This is a genomic window from Aeromonas sp. s7(2024), from assembly GCF_040907825.1.
Taxonomy (GTDB): domain Bacteria; phylum Pseudomonadota; class Gammaproteobacteria; order Enterobacterales; family Aeromonadaceae; genus Aeromonas; species Aeromonas veronii.
Genome location: NZ_JBFOCM010000035.1, coordinates 211,295 through 236,770 on the forward strand (window position 1 = coordinate 211,295; position 25,476 = coordinate 236,770).

Genomic DNA, 25,476 nt, shown 5'->3' on the forward strand with positions numbered 1-25,476 from the left:
CATTTACTTGGTCTCTGACAGTCAATACTGTGAGACCGAGTCCACCACTACTGGAGCCTGACCCATGACCGACATGCTTGTTGACGATAAACAACCAACCCCGGATCCGGCAGAGCAGAATGCCTTCTTCCCATCGCCCTACTCCCTGAGCCAGTTCACCTCGCGCAAATCTGACCTTGCCGGGGCCGACTATCCCGCTCCCTATCGGGAGGGGCGCTGGAAGATCCTGCTGATCGGTGCCGATGAGCGTTATCTGCCCACCGACAACGGCACCCTGTTTTCCACCGGTAACCATCCGGTCGAAACCCTGCTGCCCATGTATCACCTCGACAAGGCGGGCTTTGCCTTTGACGTGGCCACCCTTTCCGGCAATCCGGTCAAGTTCGAGTGGTGGGCCATGCCCGGCGAAGACGAAGAGGTGCTGGGGCTCTATGCCAAATATCAGGCGCAGTTCCGCCAACCGGCCAAGCTGGCCGCTCTGCTGAAAGAGGCGCTGACCGCCGACTCGGACTATATCGGCGTCTTTATTCCCGGCGGCCACGGCGCCCTGATGGGGCTGCCGGAGAGTGCCGAGGTGAAAGCGCTGCTGGAGTGGGCGATGGCTAACGATCGCTTCATCATCTCCCTCTGTCACGGGCCTGCTGCGCTGCTGGCGGTGGCCAATCCAGAGACCTTCGCGGGCTACAAGATCTGCGCTTTTCCCGATGAGCTGGATGCCCAGACCCCGGCAATTGGCTATATGCCTGGCCACCTCACCTGGAAGTTTGGCGAGAAGCTCAAAGAGATTGGCTTTGAGATCGTCAACAACGGCATCTCGGGAGAGGTGTGCCGGGATCGCAATCTGCTGACCGGTGACAGCCCGCTGGCGGGCAATAACCTCGGCAAGCTGGCTGCTACCACCTTGCTGGAGGCGGTTGCCAAGCGATGAGGTTGTCGTCGTCGCCAGCGAATGCGCTGCAGGTCGCGGTGGCGCTGGAAGGGTGTCAGCGGCTGGAGGAGATCCAGCAGCTGGTGCGCGCTTTTGCCACCCCGCTGGGGTATCACCGCTTTGCGCTCTTCTCCATCAGTGCCAGCGAGGAGGGGGTGGTCGAGCATCTCTACTGGCTGGAGGGGGAGTGGCTGGAGAGCGGCGAGGCGGTCGACCTGCATGCCTATATGCGCGAGTGCCCGATGGCGATGCATATCAGGGAGCGAGACCAGCCCTTCTTCTGGAGCAAAACGGTTGGCGCTGCTGGCGAGCAGTACCGTATCGTTCGCTATCCTGAGGGGCCGGGCCGACATGGCTTGCAGGTACCCGTCTATGGGCCGTTGGGACTGGAAGGGGCGATGAGCTTTGGCGGCGATCAGATCGATGCCAGTGCCCACACTCGGGTTGGCCTTGCGCTGATCGCGGTGGCGGCTTTTCATGCTGCCCGTCGGCTGATGGAGATGCCGGTAGCGGGTCACGAGCGTGGCCTCACTGGGCGCGAGCGCGAAGTGCTGGAGTGGGTCTCCCGGGGTTGGCGCCATGCCGATATCGCCACCACCCTGAAACTCTCGGTGCGCACGGTCGAGAACCATCTGCGCAGTGCCCGCCGTCGACTCGGTGTAGCCACCACGGCAGAGGCGGTCAGAGTGGCGATCAGGAACCGCGATATCGAGGGCTGAGGGGCCATCCCTTTGTCTGGCATGTAAAAAGAGACCGGCCATCAGCCGGTCTCTTTTTTATTTCCCGCAACATTACACCTGCGGCGGGGTGCTTTCCGCATTGGACATTACCGCATCAATTTGCACCAGGGCGCCGGCGGGCAGCTCGCTCACGCCAATCACGGTGCGGGCAGGCAGATAACCCGGGAAATATCTGGTGTAGACGGCGTTGACCGCATCCAGATCCGCGATATTGCCGAGCTGGATATTGACCTTGACGATATCGTCCATCACATGGCCGATGCTCTCCACAATCGCCTTGATATTGCTCAGGCACTGGGCGGTCTGCTCCTTGATGCAGCCAGCCAGGATCTTGCCAGTGGCGGGGTCTATCGGTAACTGCGCAGAGAGATGGTTGTAGTGGGAGAAGGCGACGGTCTGGCAATGGAGCGGGCTACGCGGTGCCTTGTCGGTATTGCGGGCACGGATCACCAGATTGTGTCTGTCTTCCACCAGTTGCGGCGGGGTGCCGTCACCGTGGGAGATGACCGCATCCATTTGCACCCGTGCCCCCATGGGCAGGGCGGCGGCACTGACCACAGAGCGGGCGGGCAGATAGGCGACGGCGCGGGCGATGGCTGAGTCGGGGAAGAAGGTGGTGTAGACCTCGTTGACGGCCTCCAGATCGGCCAGATCGGTCAGATAGACGGTAACCTTGACGATATCGTCAAACGGCACGTCGATGCTCTCCAGCACCGCCTTGATATTGCGCAGGCACTGACCCGCCTGCTCCTTGATGCCACCGGCAACCAGCTGGCCCGAGGCGGCCTCGACCGGCAGTTGCGCACCGATATTGTTGTAGTGGGAGAAGGCCACGGTATGGGTCGAGAGCGGATTGTGCGGCGCCTTGTCGCTATTGCGGGCGAGTTTAACCAGCGGGCAAGGATCTTGCGGGAAGGTACCTTCGCCGTTGGAGATGATGGCATCGATCTGCACCAGCGCGCCCAGCGGCAGGGCGGCGACGGCGAGGGTGGTGCGGGTCGGCAGATAGCCCGGGAAGAATTCGCGATAGACGGCGTTGACCGCCTCAAGATCCGCCATCTCTTTCAGGAAGATGGTCGCTTTGACCATATCGTCCATCACATGGCCGATGCTCTCGATGATCGCCTTGAGGTTGCTCAGGCACTGTCTTGCCTGCGCGGTGACATCGCCGCTCACCATCTTGCCGGTGGCGGGATCGACCGGCAGCTGGGCGGAGATATTGTTGTAATGAGAAAACGCCACCGTTTGGGTGCAGGGGCCCAGATCCTGGGGGGCATGGGGGGTATTTCTTGCCGACTTGATGATGGTGCCACTCATAGATATGCCTCTTTTTAATATTTGTTGTTCATTCAGGTAAAGGTTTACCCCATCTTGTTGTACGCCACGGCCACTGCGCCAGCGGCGGCATCCCCGGTTATTATTTGTGATCCACTCAATTACTGAGAGAAATAAGGGAGAAGAGGACAGGGTAGATATTTCAGACGCTGCGATTCTATGAGTGGCTATCAGGGGTTGCAAACCGCTGATTGCATTTCTATGAGATGGCTCAATGGGCGCAAATTTAATCATATTGCTATTCAATTCACCCGAAATAGGAGCCAATTTGTGCGCAAATGGTGCCGAGCCGGCGGACAGCCTTGCCCTGACTGGGTTTGCTCTCCCCCTCTTCGGGATATTGGCGTGTGAATAAAGGGTTAATATTATGCGCCGATGTGCAAATAATGCATATTATGGTGCATGGATATCTGTTTTCAGCTCTTTTAAGGGGCTATGAAAATTCCCGTGAATATGCATATCCACCTTATTAAAGATACCTCTGGAATATAATTCACGGCTTTTGCATTCCTCTCTATTAATGATTATTCCGGCATACTCGATGATGCCTTGCTGGCAGCCGGGATCTGTTATTAACGCCATAAAATTCTATGCCATTAATTTGCACGGCGGATCTGCTCCTGCTGCACAGGAGTGGGGATCATGGCGTTGGCGTGACGATGTGCGGGAGCGGTGGCATTGGATGAGAGGTGGCGCTGGATGAGGGGTGGTGGTGGCAATCCGCTTCTCTTCACGCCGGTTGCATCCCCCGATGGGGGGGGGGGGTTGCCCCGCGTTGTCGCTTCTTCCACTTTTTTGCGGCTTTGTCTGATCTCCCCCTTATCTGTGGCTGGTTGTGATGATTGGGATGGTTTTCAGGGCTATGAAACAGCTTAGCTGATTTCGCAGCTTTAAAGTTCAACGTATTGTTTTTAAATGAAAATATGTAAAAAAATGGATTTATCGACCGCTTTTTATGGTTTCTTGATGAAACTGTTAATTAGTGGCGTGATTGCGAGTCAGGTCGCTTTTTTTACTCACTATTAATCGTATGATTAATAAGGTAATCAAGGAGCCCTGACGGAGAGCATCGATGCACCGGCAGGCCATTGCCCAGGATTGGCAAACGAGATCGCGTCGCGATCATCATTACCTGACTGTGGAGGATTTATGCTGGGTTTCGTTCTGGGCGATATGTATTGTCAAACATCTGGGCAGCGGTTACCTCCTCGCCTGGGAAAGAGCTTTCCCATTCCTGCCGATTACCGACTGCGCGGCCGGGTATCCGCCGCCATCATGACCATCGAGAGCTTGCTCGATACCCCTTATCCGCAAAAGCAGTTTCGTGATCTGGTCTTTGGCGCCTTTATAGAGCGCCAGCGTCGGCTGTTTGGCGAACATGTGATTGTGGCCCGCATGGAAGGGGAGGAGGGGCTGGAGCTGTCGATTGATCTCTCGTTTGTCAGCACCGCCGTACCTGTGGGCCTGCTGGCTATATCTGAAGAGCTGGCCCTCGCCACGGCGCCGCGTCCCAAGAAGAGCCATCCCCACTACGAGGCGCTGTGCAAGGCGATCGACTGCATGGTGATGCTGATGTTTTATGGCAAGGTGATCCGCCAGCGGAATACGGTGTTGGAAAATATCGGCCATCAGTTTGGTTATCAGCCCGCGGCGACCCTGACGGCGCGTGTTGGCAAGGGTGGGGAGGATGATTACGACGCCTTCATGGTCAATATCATGACCTGTATTGCCCACTCCAACTCGCTCAAGGAGGCGCTGGAGAACGCCAGCCGGATGGGAATTCAGGAGCCCGCTTTCTTCTGCATCGTTGGTGCGATTGCCAGCACCCTGTGGGGCGTGCCCAGACAGTGGGCGTATCAGGCTTCACAGCTGATCCATCGCTCCCACCAGCACTACATCCAGAATCTGCTTCGCTGTGAAACCCGTGCCGGGCGGCGCCATATCAATCTGGAGCCGCCAAAGCCCCCGCTGTTTGCACCGATCCGGCAACAGGTTGTGCGTCTGTTCAAGGGGGCACACTGATCCGCAGCCCCCTTGTCATCACTCAGGCGGGATAGAGGGCACCCAGCACAGCCGGACGGCTGGCGCCGGTGACGGCGGGCAGGTTGCCCGGTTTGCGGTGAACAAAGCACATGGCCAGCCAGGCAAAGGCTGCGCCTTCCACCCAGTCGGGGGCAAGGCCCAGCTCGGCAGTGCTGGCGATGCGCCATGCAGGCAGCAGGCTGGCCAGCTCCTTCAGCAAGGGGGCGTTATGGGCACCGCCGCCGCAGACAAACAACTCGGCTTTCGGCTGGCTGGCACCGACTGATTCGGGCCGTGCGGGCAGTTGGCGGGCGATGCTGTGGCAGGTGAGCGCCTGCAGGGTGCGCTGCACATCCACGGGGTCGTATGAAGTGTCTGCCAGCTCCCCATCGAGCCAATCGAGGGTGAACATCTCCCGTCCGGTGCTCTTGGGGGCGGGGGCGGCGAAGTAGGGGTGAGCCAGCAGCGTCTCCAGCAGGGCCGGGATGGGCTTGCCACTGGCGGCCCATTTGCCACCGGCGTCATAGCTGCCGCCGTGGGGCTGATGGCGGCGATACCAGCCATCTAGCAGGGTGTTGGCCGGGCCGGTATCAAAACCATATACCCCGCCCGGATTGCCCGGCAGCACCGAGATATTGGCGATGCCGCCGAGGTTCAGTACCACCCGCAGGGCGCCGGGCTTGGCAAACAGTGCCTGATGGAAGGCGGGCACCAGCGGCGCCCCCTGACCGCCGAGGGCCATATCCATGGTGCGAAAATCGGCGATAACGTCGATGCCGGTCAGGGCGGCCAGCAGGGCGGCGTTGCCGATCTGCAGGGTAAAGCCGAGCTGGGGACGGTGGCGGATGGTCTGGCCGTGGCTGCCGATGGCGCGAATATCTTTGGGCTCAAGCTTCGCCTTGGCCAGCAGCGCGTGGGTGGCGGCGGCAAACTCTCGCGCCACCAGATTATCGGCCACCCCCATGCGGTCGATTTCGTTGTCGCCCGGGGTGCAGAGGGCATGCAGCGTGCGGGCGGTCTCTTGCGGCCAGGGGTGACAAAGCGCCGCTTCGACCCGCAGTTCATCCCCGGCGATCATCACCAGCACGGCATCAATGCCGTCCATGCTGGTTCCCGACATCAGACCGATATAGCGTTCAGCCATGTGTCTCCTTACATTGCTGCTTGAAAATGCGGTGTGCAGAGAGGGTGAAGAGGGGAACGGCTTTCATCCCATGCCACATGGCGTGGTCTTTGACATCAGACCGATATAACGCTCAACCATGGTGCATCCTCAATGCGGACCGGAAAAAGAGTGAGAGAGACAGGATAGATAAGCCCTTACGCCTGTGCCACATGCCGCTCCCAGTGTTCCATCTCATCTTATGCCTGAAAGCGGACTCATTTCAATCTGGTTGCCTGGCGCGGGTTCAATAAAAGGGGCTGGCAGGGTCTTCACCCTGCCAGCCCTGATGACTTAGTTGCCGCGACTATCCCGCTTGTTCTGGGCCAGCTGCAGCTCGGGGTTGTCGAGCTTGGCCAGTTGCGGCATCGCCAGCTTTTTGAAGTTGGCCAGCTCGCGTCCGCTCAGGGTCTCTGCCTGCGGCAGGGTGAGGGTGCGCGGGTTCTTGTGAATGCCGCCCACCACGAATTCGTAGTGCAGGTGCGGGCCGGTGACGCGGCCGGTGCCACCCAGAGTGCCGATGGTCTGCCCCTGCTTCACCCGCTGCCCCTTGTTGACGGTGCGCTTGGAGAGGTGCAGGTACTTGGTTACATAGTTGCCGGCATGCTTGATAAAGACGTAGTTGCCGTTGAACTGGTTGTAACCGGCAGCCACCACGCTGCCTGAGCCCGCTGCCATGATGGGGGTGCCCACCGGCGCCACATAGTCGATGCCGTTGTGGGGGCGGATCTTGCCGGTCACCGGATGGAGGCGGCGCGGGTTGAAGTTGGAGCTGATGTATTTGAAGTTGACCGGCGCACGCAGGAAGCTCTTGCGCATCGCTTTGCCTTCCGGGGTGTAGTAGTTGCCATCTTCATTGAGCACGGCGCGGTAGGCGGTGCCCTGGTTGACGAACTCTGCCGCCAGAATATCGCCGGAGGCGACCCGCTCGTCGTCGCGGAATTTGTCTTCATAGACCACCCGGAAGCTGTCCCCCGGCTGCAAGTCCTGGGCAAAGTCGATGTCCCAGCCGAAGATGGCGGCCAAGTCCATGATCTGATCTTCGGTCATTCCCGCATCCACCGCGGCGCCCCAGAAGCTGGAGCGGATCTCCCCTTTGCTCACCTGTTCGCGGGTGTCGAGGGCGATCTTGACGTTGCGGGCGACAAAGGTCTCCTCCTTGCGGCTCACCTTGAGCGCCTGCTCCAGACTGTGGGGGTAATAGAGGCTGTGCAGCTCGCCGTTCTCGGTGAGCTTGAAGGTGAGCTCCTGCCCAGGTTGCAGCATCCGCAGGGGATCGCTGCCCTCGAGCTGGTCGATCAGGTGCAGATCCGTGGTGCTCAGGCCAATGCGCTGGAAGATGACTCCCATGTTGTCGCCACGGCGTACCTTCACCTGCTTGGTGATGTAGCGCGGTTTGGGCGGGGTGGCCGGTTGCACGGCATCTGCGGTGATATCGTCCTGGGCCAGATTGTCGTCGCTGTTCTCTTCTTGTTGCTGTCGCAGGGCAATCTCGTTGCCGTTTTCATCGACCCGTGTTGCTACTGCCTGTTCGCTGGGCCAGGCAGCCAGCATCATGATCATGATGCTCAAGATCAGCACCATCTTGCGGTGCCAGTGGGGGAGTGCGTTGAAGGCGTGCCAAATAACCATGAGAAGCAGATGAAGTCGGGCAGAATGGACGGATTTTACAGCCTTTCCAATTGGCCCGCCATTCCAGTAATATGTTTGGCCCTGTGGAATCGTGATGGAGAGTCAAAAAATGTCCCAGCTCGAGGTGGCGCTAGCCGAGATCAAGCGCGGAGCGGAAGAAATTCTGGTTGAAGAAGAACTTGTCGCCAAGTTGAAGGAAGGGCGCCCGCTGCGCATCAAGTTGGGCATGGACCCGACCGCCCCCGACATTCACCTGGGTCATACCGTGATCCTCAACAAGCTGAAGACCTTCCAGGATCTGGGCCATGAAGTGATCCTGCTGATCGGTGACTTCACTGCCATGGTGGGTGACCCCTCCGGCAAGAACGCTACCCGTCCGCCGCTCTCCGAAGAGGCCATCAAGCATAACGCCCTCACCTATGCGGAGCAGGCGTTCAAGATCCTCGACCCCGCCAAGACCCGCATCGAGTACAACTCGACCTGGCTGAGCGAGCTGGGTGCGACCGGCATGATCAAGCTGGCGGCCAAGCAGACCGTGGCCCGCATGATGGAGCGCGACGATTTCAAAAAGCGCTACACCGGCGGCCAATCCATCGCGATTCACGAATTCCTCTATCCGCTGCTGCAAGGCTATGACTCGGTCGCGCTGAAGGCGGACGTTGAGCTCGGCGGTACCGACCAGAAGTTCAACCTGCTGATGGGCCGCGAGCTGCAAAAAGATGCCGGCATGGCGACCCAGTGCGTGCTGATGATGCCGCTGCTGGTGGGTCTGGATGGCGTCAAGAAGATGTCCAAGTCCGCAGGCAACTACATCGGCGTCCACGACGCTCCGGGCGAGATGTTCGGCAAGATCATGTCCATCACCGACGATCTGATGTGGAACTACTACGAGCTGCTCTCCTTCCGTCCGCTGGCCGAAATCGAAGAGTTCAAGGCAGGCATCGCTGCCGGTACTCTCAACCCGCGCGACGTGAAGATCTGGCTGGCCAAAGAGATCATCGCCCGTTATCACGACGAAGCGGCGGCCGAAGCGGCCCACGAAGATTTCACCCAGCGTTTCTCCAAGAACGCCATTCCGGACGAGATGCCGGAAATCGAGCTGGCACTGGAAGGCGAAGGTCTGGCCATCGCCAACCTGCTCAAAGAGGCGGATCTGGTAGCCACCACCTCCGAAGCGCTGCGGATGATCAAGCAGGGCGCGGTCAAGGTTGATGGCGAGAAGCTGGAAGATGGCAAGGCACTCATTGGTGCCGGTACCGCCGTCTATCAGGTCGGCAAGCGCAAGTTTGCCCGCGTGACTGTCAAATAAGCAGTACCGTCAACTAAGCCGTCGCATCAGGCAAGCTGGCCATCAAACCGGTTCAAGCTTGTTCAACAGGGCCTCCTTCGGGAGGCCTTGTCGTATCTGGGCGGCACGGATCTGGGCGATAAAGTGCCGCAGCACGGCACTGCTTGGATGCGGCCGTGTCGCCAGACTGATGCTGGTCATCATGCCGTTGCCCTCAATGGGGTGATAACTGACCCCGAGCGGGCGCAGCGCCGCCACCGAGCTGGGCACCAGGGTCACGCCAAAGCCCGCCTGCACCATGCCGACGGTGGAGATCACCTGCGGGCATTCGGGCCCCAGTATCGGTTCGAACCCCGCCTCCCGACAGAGGCCCACGATGCCGTCATAGAGCCCGGGCCCGATGGCGTGGGGAAACAGAATAAAACTCTCGTCCTTCAGGCTGGCCAGTGGCAAGGGGCCCGGCTTGGCCTTGGGATGGCTGGTCGGCAGGGCGATCAGCAGCGGCTCCTGCTCGATAAGGTGATGGGCAAAGCCCTCGCTACCGCGGCAGGGGAGCCGCAAGATGGCGGCGTCCAGCCGATCGTTGCGCAGCGCCTCCACCAGTGCCGGCATGGTGCCCTCCTGCGGGCTGAGGGCTACCTCGGGGTAGCGTTCCCGGTAGTCGTGCAGCAGGGTCAACACTGCGGGGTGGAGCACGGTGGAGCCGGCAAAGCCGATCCGCAGCGCCCCCTGCTCGCCCCGGGCAATCCGCTTTACCTTCAGTTTTGCCGCATCGGCCAGCGCCAGGATCTGCGCCGCATCCCGATATAGGCTCTCGCCCGCCTCGGTCAGCTCGACACTGCGGGTCAAACGGCGCAGCAGCGGGGTGCCCAGGGTCTCCTCCAGCTTGCGGATCTGCTGGCTCAGGGGCGGCTGGGCCATGTTGAGTGATTCGGCTGCGCGGGTGAAATTCTGCTTTTCAACAACGGCCATGAAGTAGCGGAGCGTACGAAGTTCCATATCGATTGAGTCTCAAAGTCATGGGATCAGCGTATTGGTGTTGAAATGTGAACCAAGTCACCATTGGATCCGAACGCTAACAGGATTCACGGTGGAGGTGAAACCCGAATGGAACATATTGCAACATCTGACAGTGCCGGGTGCAGCTGTGCCCTCGAAGTGAGCCAGCAGTTTTCCCGCTGGCGCAGGCAGCATGACGGTGGCGAGATCTACCAGAGTTCCCTGATGAGCGCCCTGCTGGCGGGGGTCTACGAAGGGGAGACCACCATGAGCGAGCTGTTGCGCCACGGCGACTTTGGCCTCGGCACCTTCAACCACCTCGATGGCGAGCTGATCGCCTTCGAGCGCCAGATCCACCAGTTGCGCTCCGATGGCTCGGCCCGGCCCGCCCGCGCCGATCAGAAGACCCCCTTTGCGGTGATGACCCATTTTCGCCCCTGTCTGGAGCGTCGCTTCGATCACCCCCTGAGCCGTGACGAGATCCACCAGTGGGTGGATCGGCTGGTGGGCTCCGACAACGTCTTCGTCGCCCTGCGCCTCGACGGCCAGTTTGAAATGGCCAAGGTTCGTACCGTGCCGCGTCAGGAGCCGCCCTATCGCCCCATGCTGGAGGCCATCGAGCAGCAGCCGCTGTTCCGCTTTGCCGCGGTGGCGGGGACTCTGGTGGGTTTTCGCTGCCCGCCGTTCGTGCAGGGGGTCAATGTGGCGGGCTTTCACGAACATATGATCACCGCCGATCGCAAGGGGGGCGGCCATCTGCTCGACTACACCATGGCCCACGGCACCCTGCGACTTTCAGTGGTGCGTCACCTCAATCTGGCCCTGCCATCGGATCCCGCTTTCCGGCAGGCCGACCTCAACCCTGCCGATCTCGATCGCGCCATTCAGGCCGCCGAAGGCTGATAGACAAGGAGCAATATCATGGAAAACAGACAGTGGAAGTGCGGTGCCGAGCTGGTGGTTCGTCATCTGGAGGCGCAAGGGGTCAAGCAGGTGTTCGGGATCCCGGGTGCCAAGATTGATCGGGTGTTCGATGCGCTGGAGGACTCCCCCATCGAGACCATAGTGGTGCGCCACGAGGCGAACGCCGCCTTTATGGCGGCCGCCGTGGGGCGCCTTACCGGCAAGGCGGGGGTGGCGCTGGTCACCTCGGGCCCCGGTTGCTCCAACCTTATTACCGGGCTGGCGACGGCCACCTCGGAGGGGGACCCCATGGTGGCGCTGGGCGGTGCGGTTCGCCGTGCCGATGGCCTCAAACTCACTCATCAGAGCATGGATACGGTCAACCTCTGCCGTCCGGTCACCAAGTTCAGCGCCCAGGTCAACAGCGGGGCGGCGATTTCGGAAGTGATGGCCAACGCCTTTCGCGCCGCCGAGCTGGGGCGGCCGGGGGCGGCGTTTGTCAGCCTGCCGATGGATATCATCAACAAGCCGGTACAGGGCAATGTGCTGGTGCCCCGCGAAGTGCCGGAGCCGGGCTGCGCCGATGAGCAGAATATGGAGCAGGCATTGACCCTGCTGCGCAACGCCCAGAATCCGGTGGTGCTGCTCGGCCTGATGGCGAGCCGGCCGGAAAATGCCGAAGCGGTACGCGCCTTCCTTGACAAGGCGCGGCTGCCGGTGACCGGCACCTATCAGGCTGCCGGGGTGGTGGACAGCTGCCACTTCGATGACTTTGCCGGACGGGTGGGGCTGTTTAACAACCAGCCGGGGGATCAGCTGCTGGCTGGGGCTGATCTGGTGATCTGCATCGGCTACAGCCCCATCGAGTACGACCCCGTGCTGTGGAATGGCGATCGGGAGCGGCGCATCCTCCATATCGACGTGCTGCCTGCCGATATCGACAGCAGCTACTGCCCGACCGCCGAGCTGGTGGGGTCGATCCGGGCCAACCTGTTGCAGCTGACCCGCATCATGGGCAATCCGAAAATACGCCCCCCCGAGGTGGATCGGTTGCTGCAAGGGGTACGCCAGCAGCGGCTGCGCCTGGCAATGCGGGCCGACGATCTGCACGGCAATCCGGTTCACCCCTTGCGCATCGTGCGCGAGCTGCAGGATCTGGTGCGCGACGACATGACCCTCTGCGTCGATATGGGCAGCTTCCATATCTGGATTGCCCGCTACCTCTACAGCTTCCGCGCTCGTCAGGTGTTGATCTCCAACGGTCAGCAGACCATGGGGGTGGCACTGCCGTGGGCCATCGGCGCCGCGCTGGTGCGGCCGGGGGAGAAGGTGATCTCGGTATCGGGGGATGGCAGCTTTATGCAGTCGAGCATGGAGCTGGAGACGGCGGTGCGGCTCAAGAGCAATATCGTTCACATCATCTGGGTCGATAACGGCTACAACATGGTCGCGATGCAGGAGCAGCAGAAGTATTGCCGCACCTCCGGCGTCTCTTTTGGCCCCATCGACTTCAAACGCTATGCCGAATCGTTCGGGGCGGCCGGGTTTACGGTGCGCTCGGCAGACGAGTTGCGCGCAACCCTGCGGGCCGCACTGGCGGTGGAGGGGCCTGCGGTGGTGGCGATCCCGGTGGATTACTCCGACAACCCGGGGTTGATGGCCCAGCTCAGGCCAGAAGTATTGGCATAAGTGTGGGCAGCAGTGCTGGCCTGAATCCTCGTGTAAGGGCAGGCAGACCAGTCCATATAGCAAAAACCGGCATCAATGGATGCCGGTTTTTTATTGTTTTGCCGTATTGATGGCCTTAACGGGCCAGCTGGACGGCGGCGCGTGCGCGGGCCGGTTGTGGGCGACGCTTGTTTTTTGGCGCGCAGGCCATCTTCAGGCGCAGCCACTCGCGCCACAGCAGCCAGCAGAGCGGCAGGGTGAGCAGCAGCACGGTCGCGGGCTGGGCCATCAGCACCCCATCACGACCCCACAGTTGCGGCAGCAGGAAGATGAGCGGCAGCAGCAACACGGTTTTGGCGATGGAGATGACCAGCGCCTGACGGGTACGCGCCATGGATTGCAGCAGCACGATGCCGAACATGATGATCCCCTCCAGCGGAATGGCGCCGAGGTTGAGGGTCAGGCTGCTGATGGCAGCGGCCAGCAGTTCGGGATCCTTGTCGCCGGTATAGAGCATGGCGACCTGTCCCGGCAGCAGCTGGATGGTGAGCCATACCAGCATGCCGTAGATAAAGGTGAACTTGAGCCCCATCTCCATCAGGTACTTGAGGTTGCGATGGCGCTTGGCCCCTGCCGCCTTGCTGATGAGCGGCTGAATGCCGAACGCCAGCCCCTGCAGAATGACGATAAAGACCGCTTCGGTGTAACCGGCCACGGTAAAACCCGCCAGATCCTTCACATTGCCATACACCATCAGCTGGCTGTTGTGCAGCATCAGCAGCAGGCCGAGGTTGAACTGGGCAATCAGGCTCGGCAGGCCGGTAAAGAGCAGGTGCGGCATGGCGGGGAGGTTGGGTACCAGATCCCGCCAGCTGAGGCGAAGCCGCGCCCAGGGGGTAAAGAAGTAGCCAAGACCGATCAGGCTCACCGCACCCTCTGCCATCAGGGTGGCTTGCGCAGTACCGATCAGTCCCAGCCCCAACCGACCCACCATGATGTAGTTGAGGATGATATTGAGCACGGCGCCGCTGCTCACCAGCACCATGGCCAGTTTCGGGCGGCCATCGTTGCGCAGCAGATAGGGAACCGCCAGATTGCTGGCCAGCAGCAGGGTACCGCCGCCAATCCAGGTGAGGTAGTCACTCGCCTGTTTCCAGGTCTCGGTGCCCTGTTCAATCCCCAGCCCCAGCAGGATATCGGTGTGGGTGTAATAGAGCAGCACCGGCGCAACTACCCCGAGACCGGCCAGCAGCCAGAGGGCGTTGACCAGCGCCTGACGGGCCAGCTTGTCGTTTTTCGCCCCTTGCTGGAAGGAGATGGCGGTGGCCGCCCCCATGCTGATCATGGCGGCCAGACCGATCAGCACCATGATGACCGGATAGACCAGGTTGATCCCGGCGAGGCCAGCGGCGCCGACATAGTGGCCGACGAAGATGCCGTCGATGAGGTAGTAGGCCCCCGAGACCAGCATGGCAAGAATGGAGGGGAGGGCGTAAGCCCAGAAGCGACGGGTCATGGCCCGTTGCCGCAGTGTTAAATAGGCAGACATATCTGTTCTCTCGGGGAGCTCGATTATCGAACAGCTAGTCTAGATTAATACTTATTTGGTGATAATCAGGGTTTCACTTGATGAATTGCTGAGTATTACTCACTAATCCGGGGTTTTGGTAGTGAGCCTTGAGCATGTCGATCAGGATGCGCAGGCCGCTGCCCAACTGGTGCCGACTGGGATAGAAGAGGTAGAAACCGGCAAAGGTGGGGCACCAGGGCTCCAGCACGGTGAGCAGTTTCCCTTCCGCGACTTTTTGGCTCACCTCCTCTTCCAGACAGTAGGCGAGCCCCAGCCCCGCCTCGGCGGCGCCCAGATAGAGGGCCGGGGTGCTGGTGGTGAGCGGCCCGGTCACTTCAATCTCCAGCATGGTGCCGTCGGCGGCAAAGGCCCAGCGATAGTGGTGGTGCGGAGTGAGGCGATATCCGATGCAGGCGTGGCGGCTCAGCTCGCTCGGGTGTTCCGGCGTACCGTGCTCCGCCAGATAGGCCGGGGAGCCCACCACCAGATAGCGCTGGGGCGGGCCGAGGGGGATGCCGATCATCTCCTTGGGCAGCAGATCCCCATAAAAGAGCGCGGCATCGTAACCATCTTCAATCAGCCGGGGCATCAGCTCCTGCTCCACCACCTCCACCTGCATCCGCGGATAACGGGCCAGATAGTCGATCAGCACAGGTGCCAGCAGGCTGTCGATGGCGCCGCGGGGGGCGCAGAGCTTGAGTCGCCCCACCGGTTCATCGCTGTTGCGGGCAAGCTCGCAAAGCGCCTCTTCAAGAGTATTGAGGGTGGGGAGCAGCTGCTTGAGCAGCCGCTGGCCCGCTTCGGTCGGAACTACGGCGCGGGTGCTGCGGTTGAGCAGCCGCACCCCCAGCCTTGCTTCCAACCCCTTCAGGCTATGGCTGAGGGCGGAGGCGGAGACCCCGAGTTCGAGGGCGGCCTTGCTGAAACTGCGGTGACGGGCGACGGCGGCAAACACCGCCAGTTCGGCGAGATCGGTACGGGTAATGGTCATCATCAATCAACAAAAAGGCGTGAGTCACAAGGGTACGCCAAGGCCGTGCTGCACACAATCCGCGCTAAATGGGTGGCTTGTTGCAAATATGTAGCTGCTCGCAGGCCATTGATTCCAGTGAAACTAAGTTGAATTGTTAAAAAAAACTCACAATAAGGCGCTTTGAGTGTGATCTTGGTCGTCCGAAAGGCGACCAAAATCAAACTTTGGTTGATTAATTCAAAAAAACGCTGTGATTAATAAGGGCATTTAATTAAAGTCAGCCCATCAAGAGTGGCGCACGTTAATCGGTTGTTAAGTGAGACGGGCGCCGACCCTCAGGGTCAAAATCTCGCACTGTTGTTTGTTGCAATCCTGTTGTCACAAGGAGTGATGGCCAGGTTGCCGGGGGGCGAGAGGTTAATATCAAGGACGGACAGCAGGCGTTCCAGGGAGATGGAACCGGGCCAAGGCCCGACCAAACAAGAATCCCATTTTCCTAGATGACAGGAACAACGTATGTCTGACATGAATATTGCAGCTGATGGTCGTTTAGCCAGCAACACCTCCCGCGGCGTCAACAAGGCCGATGTGGTCTGGATGCTGGGTCTGTACGGTACCGCGATCGGTGCCGGTGTGCTCTTCCTGCCAATCAACGCCGGTGTAGGTGGCCTGTGGCCGCTGGTTGCCATGTTGATCCTGGCGCTGCCGCTGACTTTCTTTGCTCACCGTGGTCTGACCCGCTTCGTGCTGTCCGGCTCTACCCGTGATGGCGACATCACTGAAGTAGTAGAAGAGCACTTCGGCAAGACCGCAGGCAAATTCATCACCCTGCTCTACTTCTTTGCCATCTACCCGATCGTGCTGATGTATTCAGTCGCCATCACCAACACCGTCGAGAGCGTGATTGTTCACCAGCTGGGCATGTCTGCACCTCCCCGTGCCGTTCTGTCACTGGCCCTGATCCTCGGTCTGATGGCGGTTGTTCGTCTGGGCGGCCAGGTTATCGTCAAAGCGATGAGCGTGCTGGTATTCCCGTTCGTGCTCACCCTGATGGGTCTGGCGTTCTACCTGATCCCGCACTGGAACGGTGCCATCATAACTGAAGCTCCGGCCCTGTCCGACGCCTTCAACGGTGACTTCATCAAGACCCTGTGGCTGGCTATCCCGGTAATGGTGTTCTCCTTCAACCACTCCCCGATCATCTCTTCCTTCGCGGTGGACAACAAAGGTCGTTACGGTGAAGGTGCCGAGAAGAAGTGCAGCAACATCCTGCTGGGCGCCCACGTCATGATGGTGATGACCGTTATGTTCTTCGTATTCAGCTGCGTACTGAGCCTCTCCCCGGCTGACCTGGCTGCTGCCAAAGAACAGAACATCTCCATCCTGTCCTACCTGGCCAACCACTTCGACAACCCGGTTATCGGTACTGTGGCTCCGCTGATCGCCATGGTTGCCATCAGCAAATCCTTCCTGGGTCACTACCTGGGTGCGCAAGAAGGCATGAACGGCCTGATGGCCAAGGCGCTGCGCGAGAAGGGCAAGAACGTTGACACCAAGCAACTGAACAAAGTCACTGCCGTGTTCATGATCCTGACCACCTGGGCCATCGCTACCATCAACCCGAGCATCCTCGGCATGATTGAAGACCTGGGCGGCCCGATCATCGCAATGCTGCTGTTCCTGATGCCGATGTACGCCATCACCAAGGTTCCGGCCATGCGCAAATACGCTGGCAACATCAGCAACGGCTTCGTGACCATCATCGGCCTGATCGCCATGTCCGGTATCATCTACAAGCTGATTGCCTGATAACGCCGGTTACCAAGTTGAATGAAGAAGCCGCCTCGCAAGAGGCGGCTTTTTTTATGGCTGTTTGGGGTGGTGAGCGGATGCGGTATCGCTACTTCATCAGCTTCTTCACCTCGTCGCTGGCCAGCGCCTTGTTGAATTTGTCCCGCGCCTCTTTCCCCTTGGCGGAGTTGGTAAAGCAGACGTGGAGGGATTTGTCCTCGAGGATCTTGCCGTTGAAACCGAGGTTGGCGGCGACGTCCTTGAGCTGGGGATCGCTCTCCAGCAGATAGGTCATCACATTCTGGTCGATGACCGCCAGATCGAGCCGACCGTTGCCGAGCTTGAGCAGGTTCTGGCTGTCCGAGCTGGTGGCGTCAGCCGAGAGCGCCTTGCTGGCCACTTTTTCGTCGAACTCGGTGGTATTCACATAGCCGGTGACGACACCAATTTTCTTGCCCTTGAGGTCATCAAGGCTCTGCCAGGTGACCGGCTGATCGGCTCGCTGGGCAAACCCGAGAGGGCCGTTACCTATGGGGTCAGAGAAAAGGCAGCTGCTCTTGGGGTCGAGATACTCGGGGAAATAACCCAGTACCTCGGGGTTGTTGGTCGCCTCGTCCACGGCCCGTTGCCAGGGATAGAACTTGATGGTCAGCGGGTCGCCAGCCAGGGCAAAGGCTGCGGTCACCACCTGACTGCTCTTGCCCTGTTCAGGGAGGCTGGCGCTGGTGTAAGGGGGCCATTCAAGGCTGGTCAACACCGCCGCCTGCGCGGCCGACATGCCGAACAAGGGAAGAGTGGCCAGGGCGAGGTGCTTCCATTTCAGGCTCATAGAGATAACTCCTTGTGGTCAAACACCCCTTAAAGATAGCCCCCGGTGTCGATTGCGGATGCCGACCATGGCTGACCGGCATCCGTGCCATCTATTTGTTGTCGATATTCTCCGACTGCCAGAGGGCATAGCCCTTGCCAGAGGCCGTGGTGGTCAGATCAATCTGCATCAGGTCGTTGCCGATGACAAAGGGGCCCGTGTAGCGGGCGCGCAGATCCTGCGCCAGATCTTTGACCCTGATCTTGCCGTTGAGGCCGATATGGCTGAACACGGTCAGCGCCGGTTTGGCTTCGTTCATTACCCGGGCCGCCAGCTCGGGGGAGGCGAGGTGACCGGCGATCGCCTTGTAGCCGGGGTTGGCCTTCATCTGCTCGGCAGAGGTCATGGAGACGCAGTGCACCAGCAGATCGGCCCCTTTGGCCTGCTTCACTACTTCGGGGCTGTAGCGGGTATCGCCGGAGAGCACCACGCTGTGGCCGTGATAGTCGATGCGATAGCCGAATGACGGCTTGATGTTGACCCCGTGGTCGTTGTCAAAGGCGGTTACCTTGACCCCGTCATGGTTGTAGACCACCCCGGCGGTGACCTCGTGGCTGTTGATCTCCACCCCGTCCAGCGGCGTTCCCTCATCCTTGACCCGGGTGGCGATGTCAGTGGCGTAGGCCTGCTGCAAGCCACGGGCGAGAGCTGTGGTGCCTTTGGGGCCGTAGAGTTCCATCGGCGCGTGGCGCTGGCCATAGGCCGGTTGCAGCCAGCCGGTCAGCCAGAGATCCGCCAGCCCGTTGGTGTGGTCGGAGTGAAAGTGGGTGAGGAAGAAGGCGTTGACCCGGCCGATGGGGATATGCAGCTGCCACAGGCGAGTGGCGGAGTTGCGGCCAAAATCGAACACCAGCTTCTGGTTGCCTGCCTCGACCAGGGTGCTGTAGCCGCCCCGACTGATCTGGGGCACCGGAGTGCCGGTGCCGAGCAGGCTGACCCGAAAGATATCGGGCCGGGCTTGAGTTGCTGAGGCAGGGGCTTGATCGTGGTTGCTGATAAAGCTGCTCTCGGCAGCCTGACTGACACCGGTAGCCAGCAGACCGACCAGCAGGGCGGCCAGATAGGTGCTTTTCATGGGAATTTATCCTGTGGGGGAGGGATGGTATCACTGTATTGGTAACCAAAAGTTGAATAAATTGGCTAAAATCCATTTCTTACTAAACTTTTGGTTGTGAATCAGGGTCTTTGTCGCGGGCTAAATGGCCTTGAAACGGGCAAAAAGGAGGGGTTGTGGACCGATTGACCAGCATGCGTATCTTCACCCGGGTGGTGGATCTCGGCTCCTACAGCGCGGTGGCGAGCGAAGAGGGGATCAGCGCCCAGATGGTGGGCAAGCATGTGCTGGGACTGGAGCAGTGGCTGGGGGGCAAGCTGTTTCACAAGACCACCCGCCAGCAGACCCTCACCGAGCTGGGCCAGCTTTTTCTCGCTCGCTGTCAGCGGGTACTGGAGGAGATGGCGCTGACCGAGTCGCTCACCCAGAATCTGCTGGCCGAGCCGGCCGGACGGCTGCGCATCGCCGCCCCCCTCAGTTTTGGCCACCACCGGCTGGTGCCGCTGCTGCCCGCTTTTCTCGACCGCTACCCCAAGCTGGATCTGGATCTGCAGCTCACCCCGCGCTGGGTCGATCTGGTGGAGGAGGGGTTCGACGCCGCCATCCGCACCCTGCGCCCGCAGGATGAGGCGCTGATTGCCCGTCCGCTGCTGACCCAGCACTACCGCCTCTGCGCTTCCCCCGACTACCTCAATCGCCACGGGGTGCCCCGTCATCCGGCCGATCTAGTTCACCACCAGTGTCTGCACGGCAACTGGGGGGAGCACGAGCGTTGGCAGTTTGTCGGGGAGGATGGCCAGAGCGAGGAGGTGCGGGTCGCCTCGCGCCTGCGCATCAATCACTGGCCAGCCTTGTTGACGGCTGTGCTCTCGGGGGCTGGCATCACCTTGCAGCCAGCCGAACAGGTACGTGAGCATATCGCTGCGGGGCGTCTGTTGCCGCTGCTTGGCCGCTATCAGAGCCCTGCCAAGACCCTCTACTTCATCTATCCGGCGGCGCGGCGGCAGGTGCTCAAGATCACCCTGCTGGGGGATTTTCTGGCCGAATCCCTGCAAGCTGGGCCCGAGCCTGAATAAAAGGCTGCATATTCTCGCAGCCGCGCTTAACCATCGTGCTTAACAAAGGGGCGGTGGAGGCCTAACATGGCGGGATGTTTTTCTAGTCGGGACAAAAGGATATGTCTGGGTTGAAAAAGGATCTCGGGCTCTGGCAGGGGATGGGGCTGCTCGCCACCTCGCTGCTCGGCACCGGGATCTTCGTGGTACCGGCGACCGCCGCCTCGCTGGCGGGCGGGGCCTCGCTCTGGGCCTGGTTGCTGCTGATTGCGCTGGTGCTGCCCATCGCCTTTACCTTCGCTCGCCTCGGCCGTCGCTATCCCCATGCGGGTGGCGCGCCGCACCTGATTGGCCTCGCCTTTGGCAACGGCGCCGAGCGCTTCTCCGCCTTCCTGTTTCTGGCAGTGCTGCCGGTGGGGCTGCCTGCCGCCCTGATGATTGCCGCCGGCTTCTGGCACGCCCTGTTCGAGATGGGGGAGTGGACCCTCTGGGCCATCCAGCTGCTGACCCTGCTCGGGGTCTTTCTGCTGGGGCTGCGCGGGGCGCGCTCCTCCGGCAACCTGCAGTTGCTGATCGCGCTCGCCATTTTGGGGCTCACCCTGCTTATCTGGTTCAAGGGGGAGGTGAGCTGGCGCGATGCGGCCCGGCCGCTACCGAGCGCGGATGAGTGGCCCCCTATGGCCACTGCGCTGGCGGTGATGTTCTGGTGTTTCGTCGGGCTGGAAGCCTTTGCTCATATGGGGGAGGAGTTCAAGCGGCCTGAGCGGGACTACCCCATCGCCCTGCTCGGCGGGGTACTGCTGGCGGGGCTCATCTACTGGGTACACTCGCTGGTGGTGCTCAAATATGGCCTCTACGGCGATGAGGCGAAAAACGCCACCGCCATCCCCTCCCTGCTGGCGCTGCTGTTCGGCCCCACCGCCAAGTGGCTGGTGGCGGTGCTCGGTTATCTCTCCTGCTTTGCCAGCATCAATATCTACATTCAGGGCTTTGCCCGGCTGATCTGGAGCATGGCACGGGAAGGCAAGTTGCCCCCCTCGCTGGCCGTGCTCACCGCGCGCGGCGCGCCGCTGCGGGCGCTCACTCTGGTGCTCGCTATCTGTCTGCTCTGCATCACCCTCATCATCTGGCTGCGACTGCCCCTGGATGAGCTGATCCGCTACGCCAACGGCAACTTCGTGCTGGTCTACCTGCTCTGCATGGCGGCGGGCTGGCGCCTGCTCGGCGGGGTGGGCAAGGGGCTGGCGGGGATAAGCGTGCTGCTCTGCGCTCTGGTGCTGGTGGCGCTCGCCACTCAGGTGCTCTATGCGGTGGTGCTCACTCTTGGCTACGGCGGCTTCTCGTTGTGGCGGCGTCATCTGCGCCGCAGTCGTCAGCAGGATGTGCTCCCGCTGGCGAAGTAACGTCTCCCCGATTGTCGAAGAAATGAGAAAGCCCTGATGTTCAGGGCTTTTTGATTCCGGCATATGGGATGTTCATATGAATATTAGTTGGCACGCTATTTGCCGAAAAGTGCGGTGTCGGATCAACTCAACGGCGATTTATAGCCAAAAAAAGTGGGATCCAGCTCCCGTTTTGCTTAAAGTGATCCCTTCCGATCCCGGTGGTCGGAATGCCCGCAAGGATGCCCTTCAGACGTAAACAGGATGGCCTGGCCAGACTGACTCTCAGAGATGTGATTGCTTCGGTTCTCTTTTTATCTGTCACCTGTGGTGATAGCGCCTTGTTCCGTTCAGTCAGCCCGGGTTTTGCGTCTCTCTCATCGTGCATTGTCACCATCTGCAGCGAGTGAATCATGAGCGAATCGGTTTTTGAGATCCACGACTGGACCCTGAGCGTTGACGACAACATGCTGTGTCGCCCCGACCGCGAGGTCTACCTCGAACCCAGACTGGTCAATCTGTTGCGGTTTCTGGCCCATAATGCCGGCACCGTGTTTGGCCGCGATGCCTTGATCAACGAGGTGTGGGATGGCGCCGAGGTGACCGATCAGGTAGTGACCCAGTCCATCTTCGAACTGCGCAAGATCCTCAAAGATGGTCGCACAGATGCGACCGACTATATCGTCACCGTACCCAAGCGCGGCTACAAGCTGGTGGCACCGGTGCGGCCGTTGCAGGTGGTTTCCGTGGTGATGGCGGACGAGCAGCCCGCGCCCGCGGTCAATACCGCTCTCTCCGACAACCCGACTCTCTCCGATCTGAGCCCGCCCGTGGCTGATCAGGATGATGATGCACAGCCCAATGTCGCCCCTTTTCCCGCCGGGCCCCTGACCCGCGCCATCTCCACCCATGCCAAGGATGCCCGCAGCCGCTGGAAGATGGTGAGTTTCGATATCTTCGTTGCCATCGTGCTGATCGCCATTGTCAGCATGCTCAGCTACCAGCACACCAGCCCCCAGGTGCATGCCATGCTGGATCCCAATCTGCTGGTGTTCCGCTTCCACTCCGGCATGGATGACAACAACGAGAACGTGCGCCTCGCCGATGGCATTACCCGCGCCCTGATGGGGGAGGTGGCGGTGGCTACGCCGCTGCGGGTGCAGTACGGTGCCACCACTCTGATGGGGGGCATCATGCCCGGCAAGGAGCTGAGTGTACGAGTCACCCGCCAGCCCCGTGGCACCTATCTCGATCTGGAGTATCGCAATATCAACACCAACCGGGTGCTGTTCAGCCATCAATACCAGCTCAGTCGCCACAGTGTGCACGGCGTGTTGCAGGCGAGCAGCCAGGATCTGCTGCGCGCCCTTGACCAACCCGATGCCGAGCCGGGGATGGGCTGGCCGACCGATGATGCCTCCCTGATGGCGATGATGGAGGCGCAGTACTACATCAACAGCCGGGATCCGGTCGCCCTCAAGCGGGGCATCGATCTGCTGGAGCAGGCGCTGATTGCCCATCCGGATCAGCCGCTGCTGCTGGCGGAGCGCTATCTGGCGGGCGAGGCGCTGGCCACTCTGGCGGGCAAATCCGAGAGCGAGCGGCTGCAGGGGATTGGCACCCATCTCGCCAGCGTGGTGCAAAACAGCGGCGCCCTGCCAGCCCGGGTGTGGGAGGCGTTGACCCTGCAGGCGATCCTCAACGGCCAGCAACAGCAGGCCAACTATCTGCTGGAGAAGGCGGCGAGTCGCGGCCGCTCGGTGCTCTACTACATACTGCAGGGCAAGCTGGCGGAGCTGGACGGTCGCCCCGAGGCGGCGGGTGATGCCTACAGTCAGGCCTTCCTGATGGAGGCGACCGAGCAGACCTATCTGCTCTGCCAGCAGCTCGGTTTTTACAGCAATATGGAGAGCCTCACCCCGGCTCTGTTCAATGCGCTGGGTCAGAGCAAGGTGAAGCTCTTCTAACTCCGCAGTGTTGGTTTTCCCCCGGTCGGTGCGGTTGCCGACCTCATCCACAGGCTGCCTTCGGGCGGCCTGTGCTGTTTCTGCTCGTCTCAATCCTGCTTCTTTGCCATTGGGGATAGTTGCTCGGGTGCGGCCCGATTTATCCCCCGCAGCTCCCCACTATCCCCACTTGCCTTTGTCTTGCACGCGGCATTCGTTGCACTCGCGTTTGTTGGGCTTTACGCCGCGCACGCAGCTTGTGTCATCTGCTCATTGTTGGCGGCGGGATAAGCTGTCCGTCTCGACCCATTTCTCATTGCTGACCGGTTATCGCCGTTGCGCTTTACCTCTGAGCCTGAATTGTGATGAGCCGAGCGAAGGGGAAAGCAGGAGGTGAGCGGCCACTCAGGGTGATGATCCGCAGGGCTTCCAAATGGCCGCAAGGGCAGGGGGGCGCAATGGGAGCTGCTTTATCCCGGGTTTATCTGGCCAAAAATATCAAGACGGCGAGATAAGGGGGTTATCAAGGGGCAAAAACGGGTTGGCCGGATATCAAGGTTTTATCAAGACGGCTGTGTGGTGTGATGTCAACTTGCTGTTTTTAAATGGTTTTTATCAAAAGTGACGAGGCGGCGAAAAAAGTTGCCTCATATTTTTATCCGTTAGCTGGTCTTTATGTTTTCCGGGGATGAGAGGCCTAGTCTGTGCCCATTCTTTGGCGGGGCGTTCCGCCAAATGTGTATGTGACGACCCGACCTTTTATAGAACCGGAGATCTTATGTCCCTAGATACGAGCAAGAAGATTGGCCTTATCGCCTGTACAGGTGTGGTGGCCGGCAACATGATGGGGAGTGGTATTGCGCTGCTGCCTTCGGCACTGGCCACCATCGGCTCCATCTCTGTCTTTAGCTGGGCAATCTGTCTGGTAGGCGCCATGGGCCTCGCCTTTGTCTTCGCCCGCCTTGCTACCAAGAACCCGCAAGAGGGTGGCCCCATTGCTTACGCTGGCGAGATCTCTCCGGTGTTCGGTTTTCAGACCGGTGTGCTCTATTACCACGCCAACTGGATCGGTAACCTGGCTATCGCCATTACCGGCGTCTCCTACCTCTCGGTCTTCTTCCCCATTCTCAACAGCCCAATTCCGGCCGCTGCAGCCACCATCGCTGCCGTCTGGATCTTCACCTTCGTCAACCTGCTTGGCGGTAGCTGGGTGAGCCGACTCTGTACTCTGGGTCTGGTGCTGATCCTGCTGCCGGTTGTCGGTACAGCGGTGATGGGTTGGGGTCATTTTGATGCCACCGTCTACAGCCAGAACTGGAATACCACCAGCGGCAGCGACCTGCATGCGGTCATCAGCGCCGTGCTGATCTGCCTCTGGTCCTTCGTCGGTGTTGAATCTGCCGCCGTCTCTTCCGGCATGGTGAAGAACCCCAAGCGCACCGTACCGCTCGCTACCATGCTGGGTACCGGTATCGCGGGTGTTATCTACATCCTCTCTACCCAGGTGATCAGCGGCATGTTCCCGGCCGGTGAAGTGGCTGCCTCCGGTGCCCCGTTTGCCATGGCCTCTTCCGCCATCTTCGGTAGCTGGTCTGCACCCTTCGTCTCTGCCTTCACCGCCCTGGCCTGCTTCACCTCGCTCGGTTCCTGGATGATGCTGGTGGGCGAAGCGGGCAAGCGTGCCGCCAACGACGGCAACTTCCCGAAAATCTATGGCGAAGTGGACAAGAATGGCGTAGCCAAGAAGGGTCTGATCCTGGGCTCCCTCAAGATGACTGCCCTGATGGTTGGCCTGACTGCCTTCACTTCCCAGTCCGCTCACGCTGCCGATCTCTTCAACGTGCTGACCACAGATGCGGTGCTGCTGACCATGCTGCCCTACTTCTACTCCAGCATTAACCTGATCCGCTTCGAGGGTATGACCTCCCGCAGCATCGGCGCGATGATCTTCTCCGGTGTGGCCTGTGTCTTCTGTCTGGTGGCCCTGATGGGCGCCAAGGGTTCCAACCTCACCGCTACCTTCGTGGTGTCGCTCATCATCCTGATGTTCTACGCCAAAAAGCAGGGTCTGCGTCAGCACGACGCCCTGCTGAGCGAACAACCCAGCAACTAATTCCCCCTTTTATCTTCCGAGCGCTCTTCACTCACCATCCCTGATGG

20 protein-coding genes are annotated in these 25,476 nt (G+C 60.4%); 11 read left to right on the plus strand and 9 right to left on the minus strand.

What is annotated here, in order from left to right; genetic code table 11:
• Positions 1 to 64 precede the first annotated feature (64 nt).
• Positions 65 to 928 carry a glyoxalase III HchA gene (hchA, locus tag AB5Y73_RS15270; protein ID WP_118854208.1) on the plus strand — a complete coding sequence of 288 codons (864 nt, stop codon included), beginning with the start codon at positions 65 to 67 and terminating at the stop codon, positions 926 to 928.
• Positions 925 to 1,647, plus strand: a complete 723-nt coding sequence (locus AB5Y73_RS15275) for a PA1136 family autoinducer-binding transcriptional regulator (protein WP_118854207.1) — start codon at positions 925 to 927, stop codon at positions 1,645 to 1,647. Before hchA ends, AB5Y73_RS15275 begins: the two co-directional genes overlap by 4 nt.
• A gap of 72 nt (positions 1,648 to 1,719) precedes the next feature.
• Here AB5Y73_RS15275 and AB5Y73_RS15280 read toward each other — a convergent pair whose 3' ends face one another.
• Positions 1,720 to 2,985 (minus strand): RidA family protein, encoded by a 1,266-nt coding sequence (locus tag AB5Y73_RS15280; protein ID WP_118854206.1) that lies wholly within the window; start codon positions 2,983 to 2,985, stop codon positions 1,720 to 1,722.
• Between the two features lie 614 nt (positions 2,986 to 3,599).
• On the minus strand, positions 3,600 to 3,737 hold the full coding sequence (locus AB5Y73_RS15285; RefSeq protein ID WP_236279814.1) for a hypothetical protein: 138 nt from the start codon (positions 3,735 to 3,737) through the stop codon (positions 3,600 to 3,602).
• A 415-nt stretch (positions 3,738 to 4,152) separates the two neighbouring features.
• On the opposite strand from AB5Y73_RS15285, the gene AB5Y73_RS15290 reads away from it, so the two are divergent.
• A complete protein-coding gene (locus AB5Y73_RS15290) occupies positions 4,153 to 5,025 on the plus strand; it encodes a hypothetical protein (protein WP_118854205.1) in 873 nt (290 codons plus the stop codon).
• Positions 5,026 to 5,047: 22 nt separating this feature from the next.
• On the opposite strand, the gene AB5Y73_RS15295 is transcribed toward AB5Y73_RS15290, so the two are convergent.
• The gene (locus AB5Y73_RS15295) at positions 5,048 to 6,169 is read right to left on the minus strand and encodes an anhydro-N-acetylmuramic acid kinase (protein ID WP_118854204.1); all 1,122 of its coding nucleotides are present in this window, start codon (positions 6,167 to 6,169) and stop codon (positions 5,048 to 5,050) included.
• 312 nt (positions 6,170 to 6,481) lie between these two features.
• On the minus strand, positions 6,482 to 7,819 hold the full coding sequence (locus tag AB5Y73_RS15300; RefSeq protein WP_118854203.1) for a peptidoglycan DD-metalloendopeptidase family protein: 1,338 nt from the start codon (positions 7,817 to 7,819) through the stop codon (positions 6,482 to 6,484).
• Positions 7,820 to 7,928: 109 nt separating this feature from the next.
• Here AB5Y73_RS15300 and tyrS point away from each other — a divergent pair, with 109 nt between their 5' ends.
• Positions 7,929 to 9,128, plus strand: a complete 1,200-nt coding sequence (gene tyrS / locus AB5Y73_RS15305; RefSeq protein ID WP_005347884.1) for a tyrosine--tRNA ligase — start codon at positions 7,929 to 7,931, stop codon at positions 9,126 to 9,128.
• A gap of 42 nt (positions 9,129 to 9,170) precedes the next feature.
• Here tyrS and AB5Y73_RS15310 read toward each other — a convergent pair whose 3' ends face one another.
• Positions 9,171 to 10,106, minus strand: a complete 936-nt coding sequence (locus tag AB5Y73_RS15310; RefSeq protein ID WP_043818935.1) for a LysR family transcriptional regulator — start codon at positions 10,104 to 10,106, stop codon at positions 9,171 to 9,173.
• A 108-nt stretch (positions 10,107 to 10,214) separates the two neighbouring features.
• Here AB5Y73_RS15310 and budA point away from each other — a divergent pair, with 108 nt between their 5' ends.
• Together budA and alsS are read left to right on the plus strand one after the other, a co-directional pair.
• On the plus strand, positions 10,215 to 11,009 hold the full coding sequence (gene budA / locus AB5Y73_RS15315) for an acetolactate decarboxylase (RefSeq protein WP_005349809.1): 795 nt from the start codon (positions 10,215 to 10,217) through the stop codon (positions 11,007 to 11,009).
• A gap of 18 nt (positions 11,010 to 11,027) precedes the next feature.
• Positions 11,028 to 12,698 (plus strand): acetolactate synthase AlsS, encoded by a 1,671-nt coding sequence (gene alsS / locus AB5Y73_RS15320; RefSeq protein WP_279499296.1) that lies wholly within the window; start codon positions 11,028 to 11,030, stop codon positions 12,696 to 12,698.
• A 115-nt stretch (positions 12,699 to 12,813) separates the two neighbouring features.
• Here alsS and AB5Y73_RS15325 read toward each other — a convergent pair whose 3' ends face one another.
• Together AB5Y73_RS15325 and AB5Y73_RS15330 are read right to left on the minus strand one after the other, a co-directional pair.
• On the minus strand, positions 12,814 to 14,226 hold the full coding sequence (locus AB5Y73_RS15325) for an MATE family efflux transporter (protein ID WP_100646568.1): 1,413 nt from the start codon (positions 14,224 to 14,226) through the stop codon (positions 12,814 to 12,816).
• A 73-nt stretch (positions 14,227 to 14,299) separates the two neighbouring features.
• Entirely contained in the window at positions 14,300 to 15,238 is a 939-nt protein-coding gene (locus AB5Y73_RS15330; protein WP_042055187.1) for a LysR family transcriptional regulator, read from the minus strand.
• Between the two features lie 498 nt (positions 15,239 to 15,736).
• Here AB5Y73_RS15330 and AB5Y73_RS15335 point away from each other — a divergent pair, with 498 nt between their 5' ends.
• Positions 15,737 to 17,029 (plus strand): HAAAP family serine/threonine permease, encoded by a 1,293-nt coding sequence (locus AB5Y73_RS15335; RefSeq protein ID WP_005338498.1) that lies wholly within the window; start codon positions 15,737 to 15,739, stop codon positions 17,027 to 17,029.
• Positions 17,030 to 17,120: 91 nt separating this feature from the next.
• Here AB5Y73_RS15335 and AB5Y73_RS15340 read toward each other — a convergent pair whose 3' ends face one another.
• The gene (locus tag AB5Y73_RS15340) at positions 17,121 to 17,840 is read right to left on the minus strand and encodes an ABC transporter substrate-binding protein (RefSeq protein WP_043818930.1); all 720 of its coding nucleotides are present in this window, start codon (positions 17,838 to 17,840) and stop codon (positions 17,121 to 17,123) included.
• 91 nt (positions 17,841 to 17,931) lie between these two features.
• Positions 17,932 to 18,954 (minus strand): MBL fold metallo-hydrolase, encoded by a 1,023-nt coding sequence (locus AB5Y73_RS15345; RefSeq protein WP_181497527.1) that lies wholly within the window; start codon positions 18,952 to 18,954, stop codon positions 17,932 to 17,934.
• A gap of 155 nt (positions 18,955 to 19,109) precedes the next feature.
• Here AB5Y73_RS15345 and AB5Y73_RS15350 point away from each other — a divergent pair, with 155 nt between their 5' ends.
• The 4 genes from AB5Y73_RS15350 to cadB all read left to right on the plus strand — a co-directional run bounded on the left by AB5Y73_RS15350 (position 19,110) and on the right by cadB (position 25,429).
• Positions 19,110 to 20,009, plus strand: coding sequence for a LysR family transcriptional regulator (locus AB5Y73_RS15350; protein ID WP_181497526.1), 900 nt, complete (start codon positions 19,110 to 19,112; stop codon positions 20,007 to 20,009).
• 101 nt (positions 20,010 to 20,110) lie between these two features.
• Positions 20,111 to 21,391 carry an L-methionine/branched-chain amino acid transporter gene (gene yjeH, locus AB5Y73_RS15355; RefSeq protein WP_107682419.1) on the plus strand — a complete coding sequence of 427 codons (1,281 nt, stop codon included), beginning with the start codon at positions 20,111 to 20,113 and terminating at the stop codon, positions 21,389 to 21,391.
• Positions 21,392 to 21,783: 392 nt separating this feature from the next.
• Entirely contained in the window at positions 21,784 to 23,337 is a 1,554-nt protein-coding gene (gene cadC / locus AB5Y73_RS15360; protein WP_107682418.1) for a lysine decarboxylation/transport transcriptional activator CadC, read from the plus strand.
• Positions 23,338 to 24,094: 757 nt separating this feature from the next.
• Positions 24,095 to 25,429, plus strand: coding sequence for a cadaverine/lysine antiporter (gene cadB / locus AB5Y73_RS15365; protein WP_005338486.1), 1,335 nt, complete (start codon positions 24,095 to 24,097; stop codon positions 25,427 to 25,429).
• Positions 25,430 to 25,476 lie beyond the last annotated feature (47 nt).

Coding starts and splice junctions, on each gene's coding strand:
- cadB (WP_005338486.1), top strand. CDS start 24,095: ATGTCCCTAGATACGAGCAAGAAGATTGGCCTTATCGCCTGTACAGGT.
- AB5Y73_RS15345 (WP_181497527.1), bottom strand. CDS start 18,954: ATGAAAAGCACCTATCTGGCCGCCCTGCTGGTCGGTCTGCTGGCTACC.
- tyrS (WP_005347884.1), top strand. CDS start 7,929: ATGTCCCAGCTCGAGGTGGCGCTAGCCGAGATCAAGCGCGGAGCGGAA.
- AB5Y73_RS15295 (WP_118854204.1), bottom strand. CDS start 6,169: ATGGCTGAACGCTATATCGGTCTGATGTCGGGAACCAGCATGGACGGC.
- AB5Y73_RS15330 (WP_042055187.1), bottom strand. CDS start 15,238: ATGACCATTACCCGTACCGATCTCGCCGAACTGGCGGTGTTTGCCGCC.
- AB5Y73_RS15290 (WP_118854205.1), top strand. CDS start 4,153: ATGCTGGGTTTCGTTCTGGGCGATATGTATTGTCAAACATCTGGGCAG.
- yjeH (WP_107682419.1), top strand. CDS start 20,111: ATGTCTGGGTTGAAAAAGGATCTCGGGCTCTGGCAGGGGATGGGGCTG.
- budA (WP_005349809.1), top strand. CDS start 10,215: ATGGAACATATTGCAACATCTGACAGTGCCGGGTGCAGCTGTGCCCTC.
- AB5Y73_RS15275 (WP_118854207.1), top strand. CDS start 925: ATGAGGTTGTCGTCGTCGCCAGCGAATGCGCTGCAGGTCGCGGTGGCG.
- AB5Y73_RS15280 (WP_118854206.1), bottom strand. CDS start 2,985: ATGAGTGGCACCATCATCAAGTCGGCAAGAAATACCCCCCATGCCCCC.
- AB5Y73_RS15340 (WP_043818930.1), bottom strand. CDS start 17,840: ATGAGCCTGAAATGGAAGCACCTCGCCCTGGCCACTCTTCCCTTGTTC.
- cadC (WP_107682418.1), top strand. CDS start 21,784: ATGAGCGAATCGGTTTTTGAGATCCACGACTGGACCCTGAGCGTTGAC.
- AB5Y73_RS15335 (WP_005338498.1), top strand. CDS start 15,737: ATGTCTGACATGAATATTGCAGCTGATGGTCGTTTAGCCAGCAACACC.
- AB5Y73_RS15310 (WP_043818935.1), bottom strand. CDS start 10,106: ATGGAACTTCGTACGCTCCGCTACTTCATGGCCGTTGTTGAAAAGCAG.
- alsS (WP_279499296.1), top strand. CDS start 11,028: ATGGAAAACAGACAGTGGAAGTGCGGTGCCGAGCTGGTGGTTCGTCAT.
- AB5Y73_RS15325 (WP_100646568.1), bottom strand. CDS start 14,226: ATGTCTGCCTATTTAACACTGCGGCAACGGGCCATGACCCGTCGCTTC.
- hchA (WP_118854208.1), top strand. CDS start 65: ATGACCGACATGCTTGTTGACGATAAACAACCAACCCCGGATCCGGCA.
- AB5Y73_RS15300 (WP_118854203.1), bottom strand. CDS start 7,819: ATGGTTATTTGGCACGCCTTCAACGCACTCCCCCACTGGCACCGCAAG.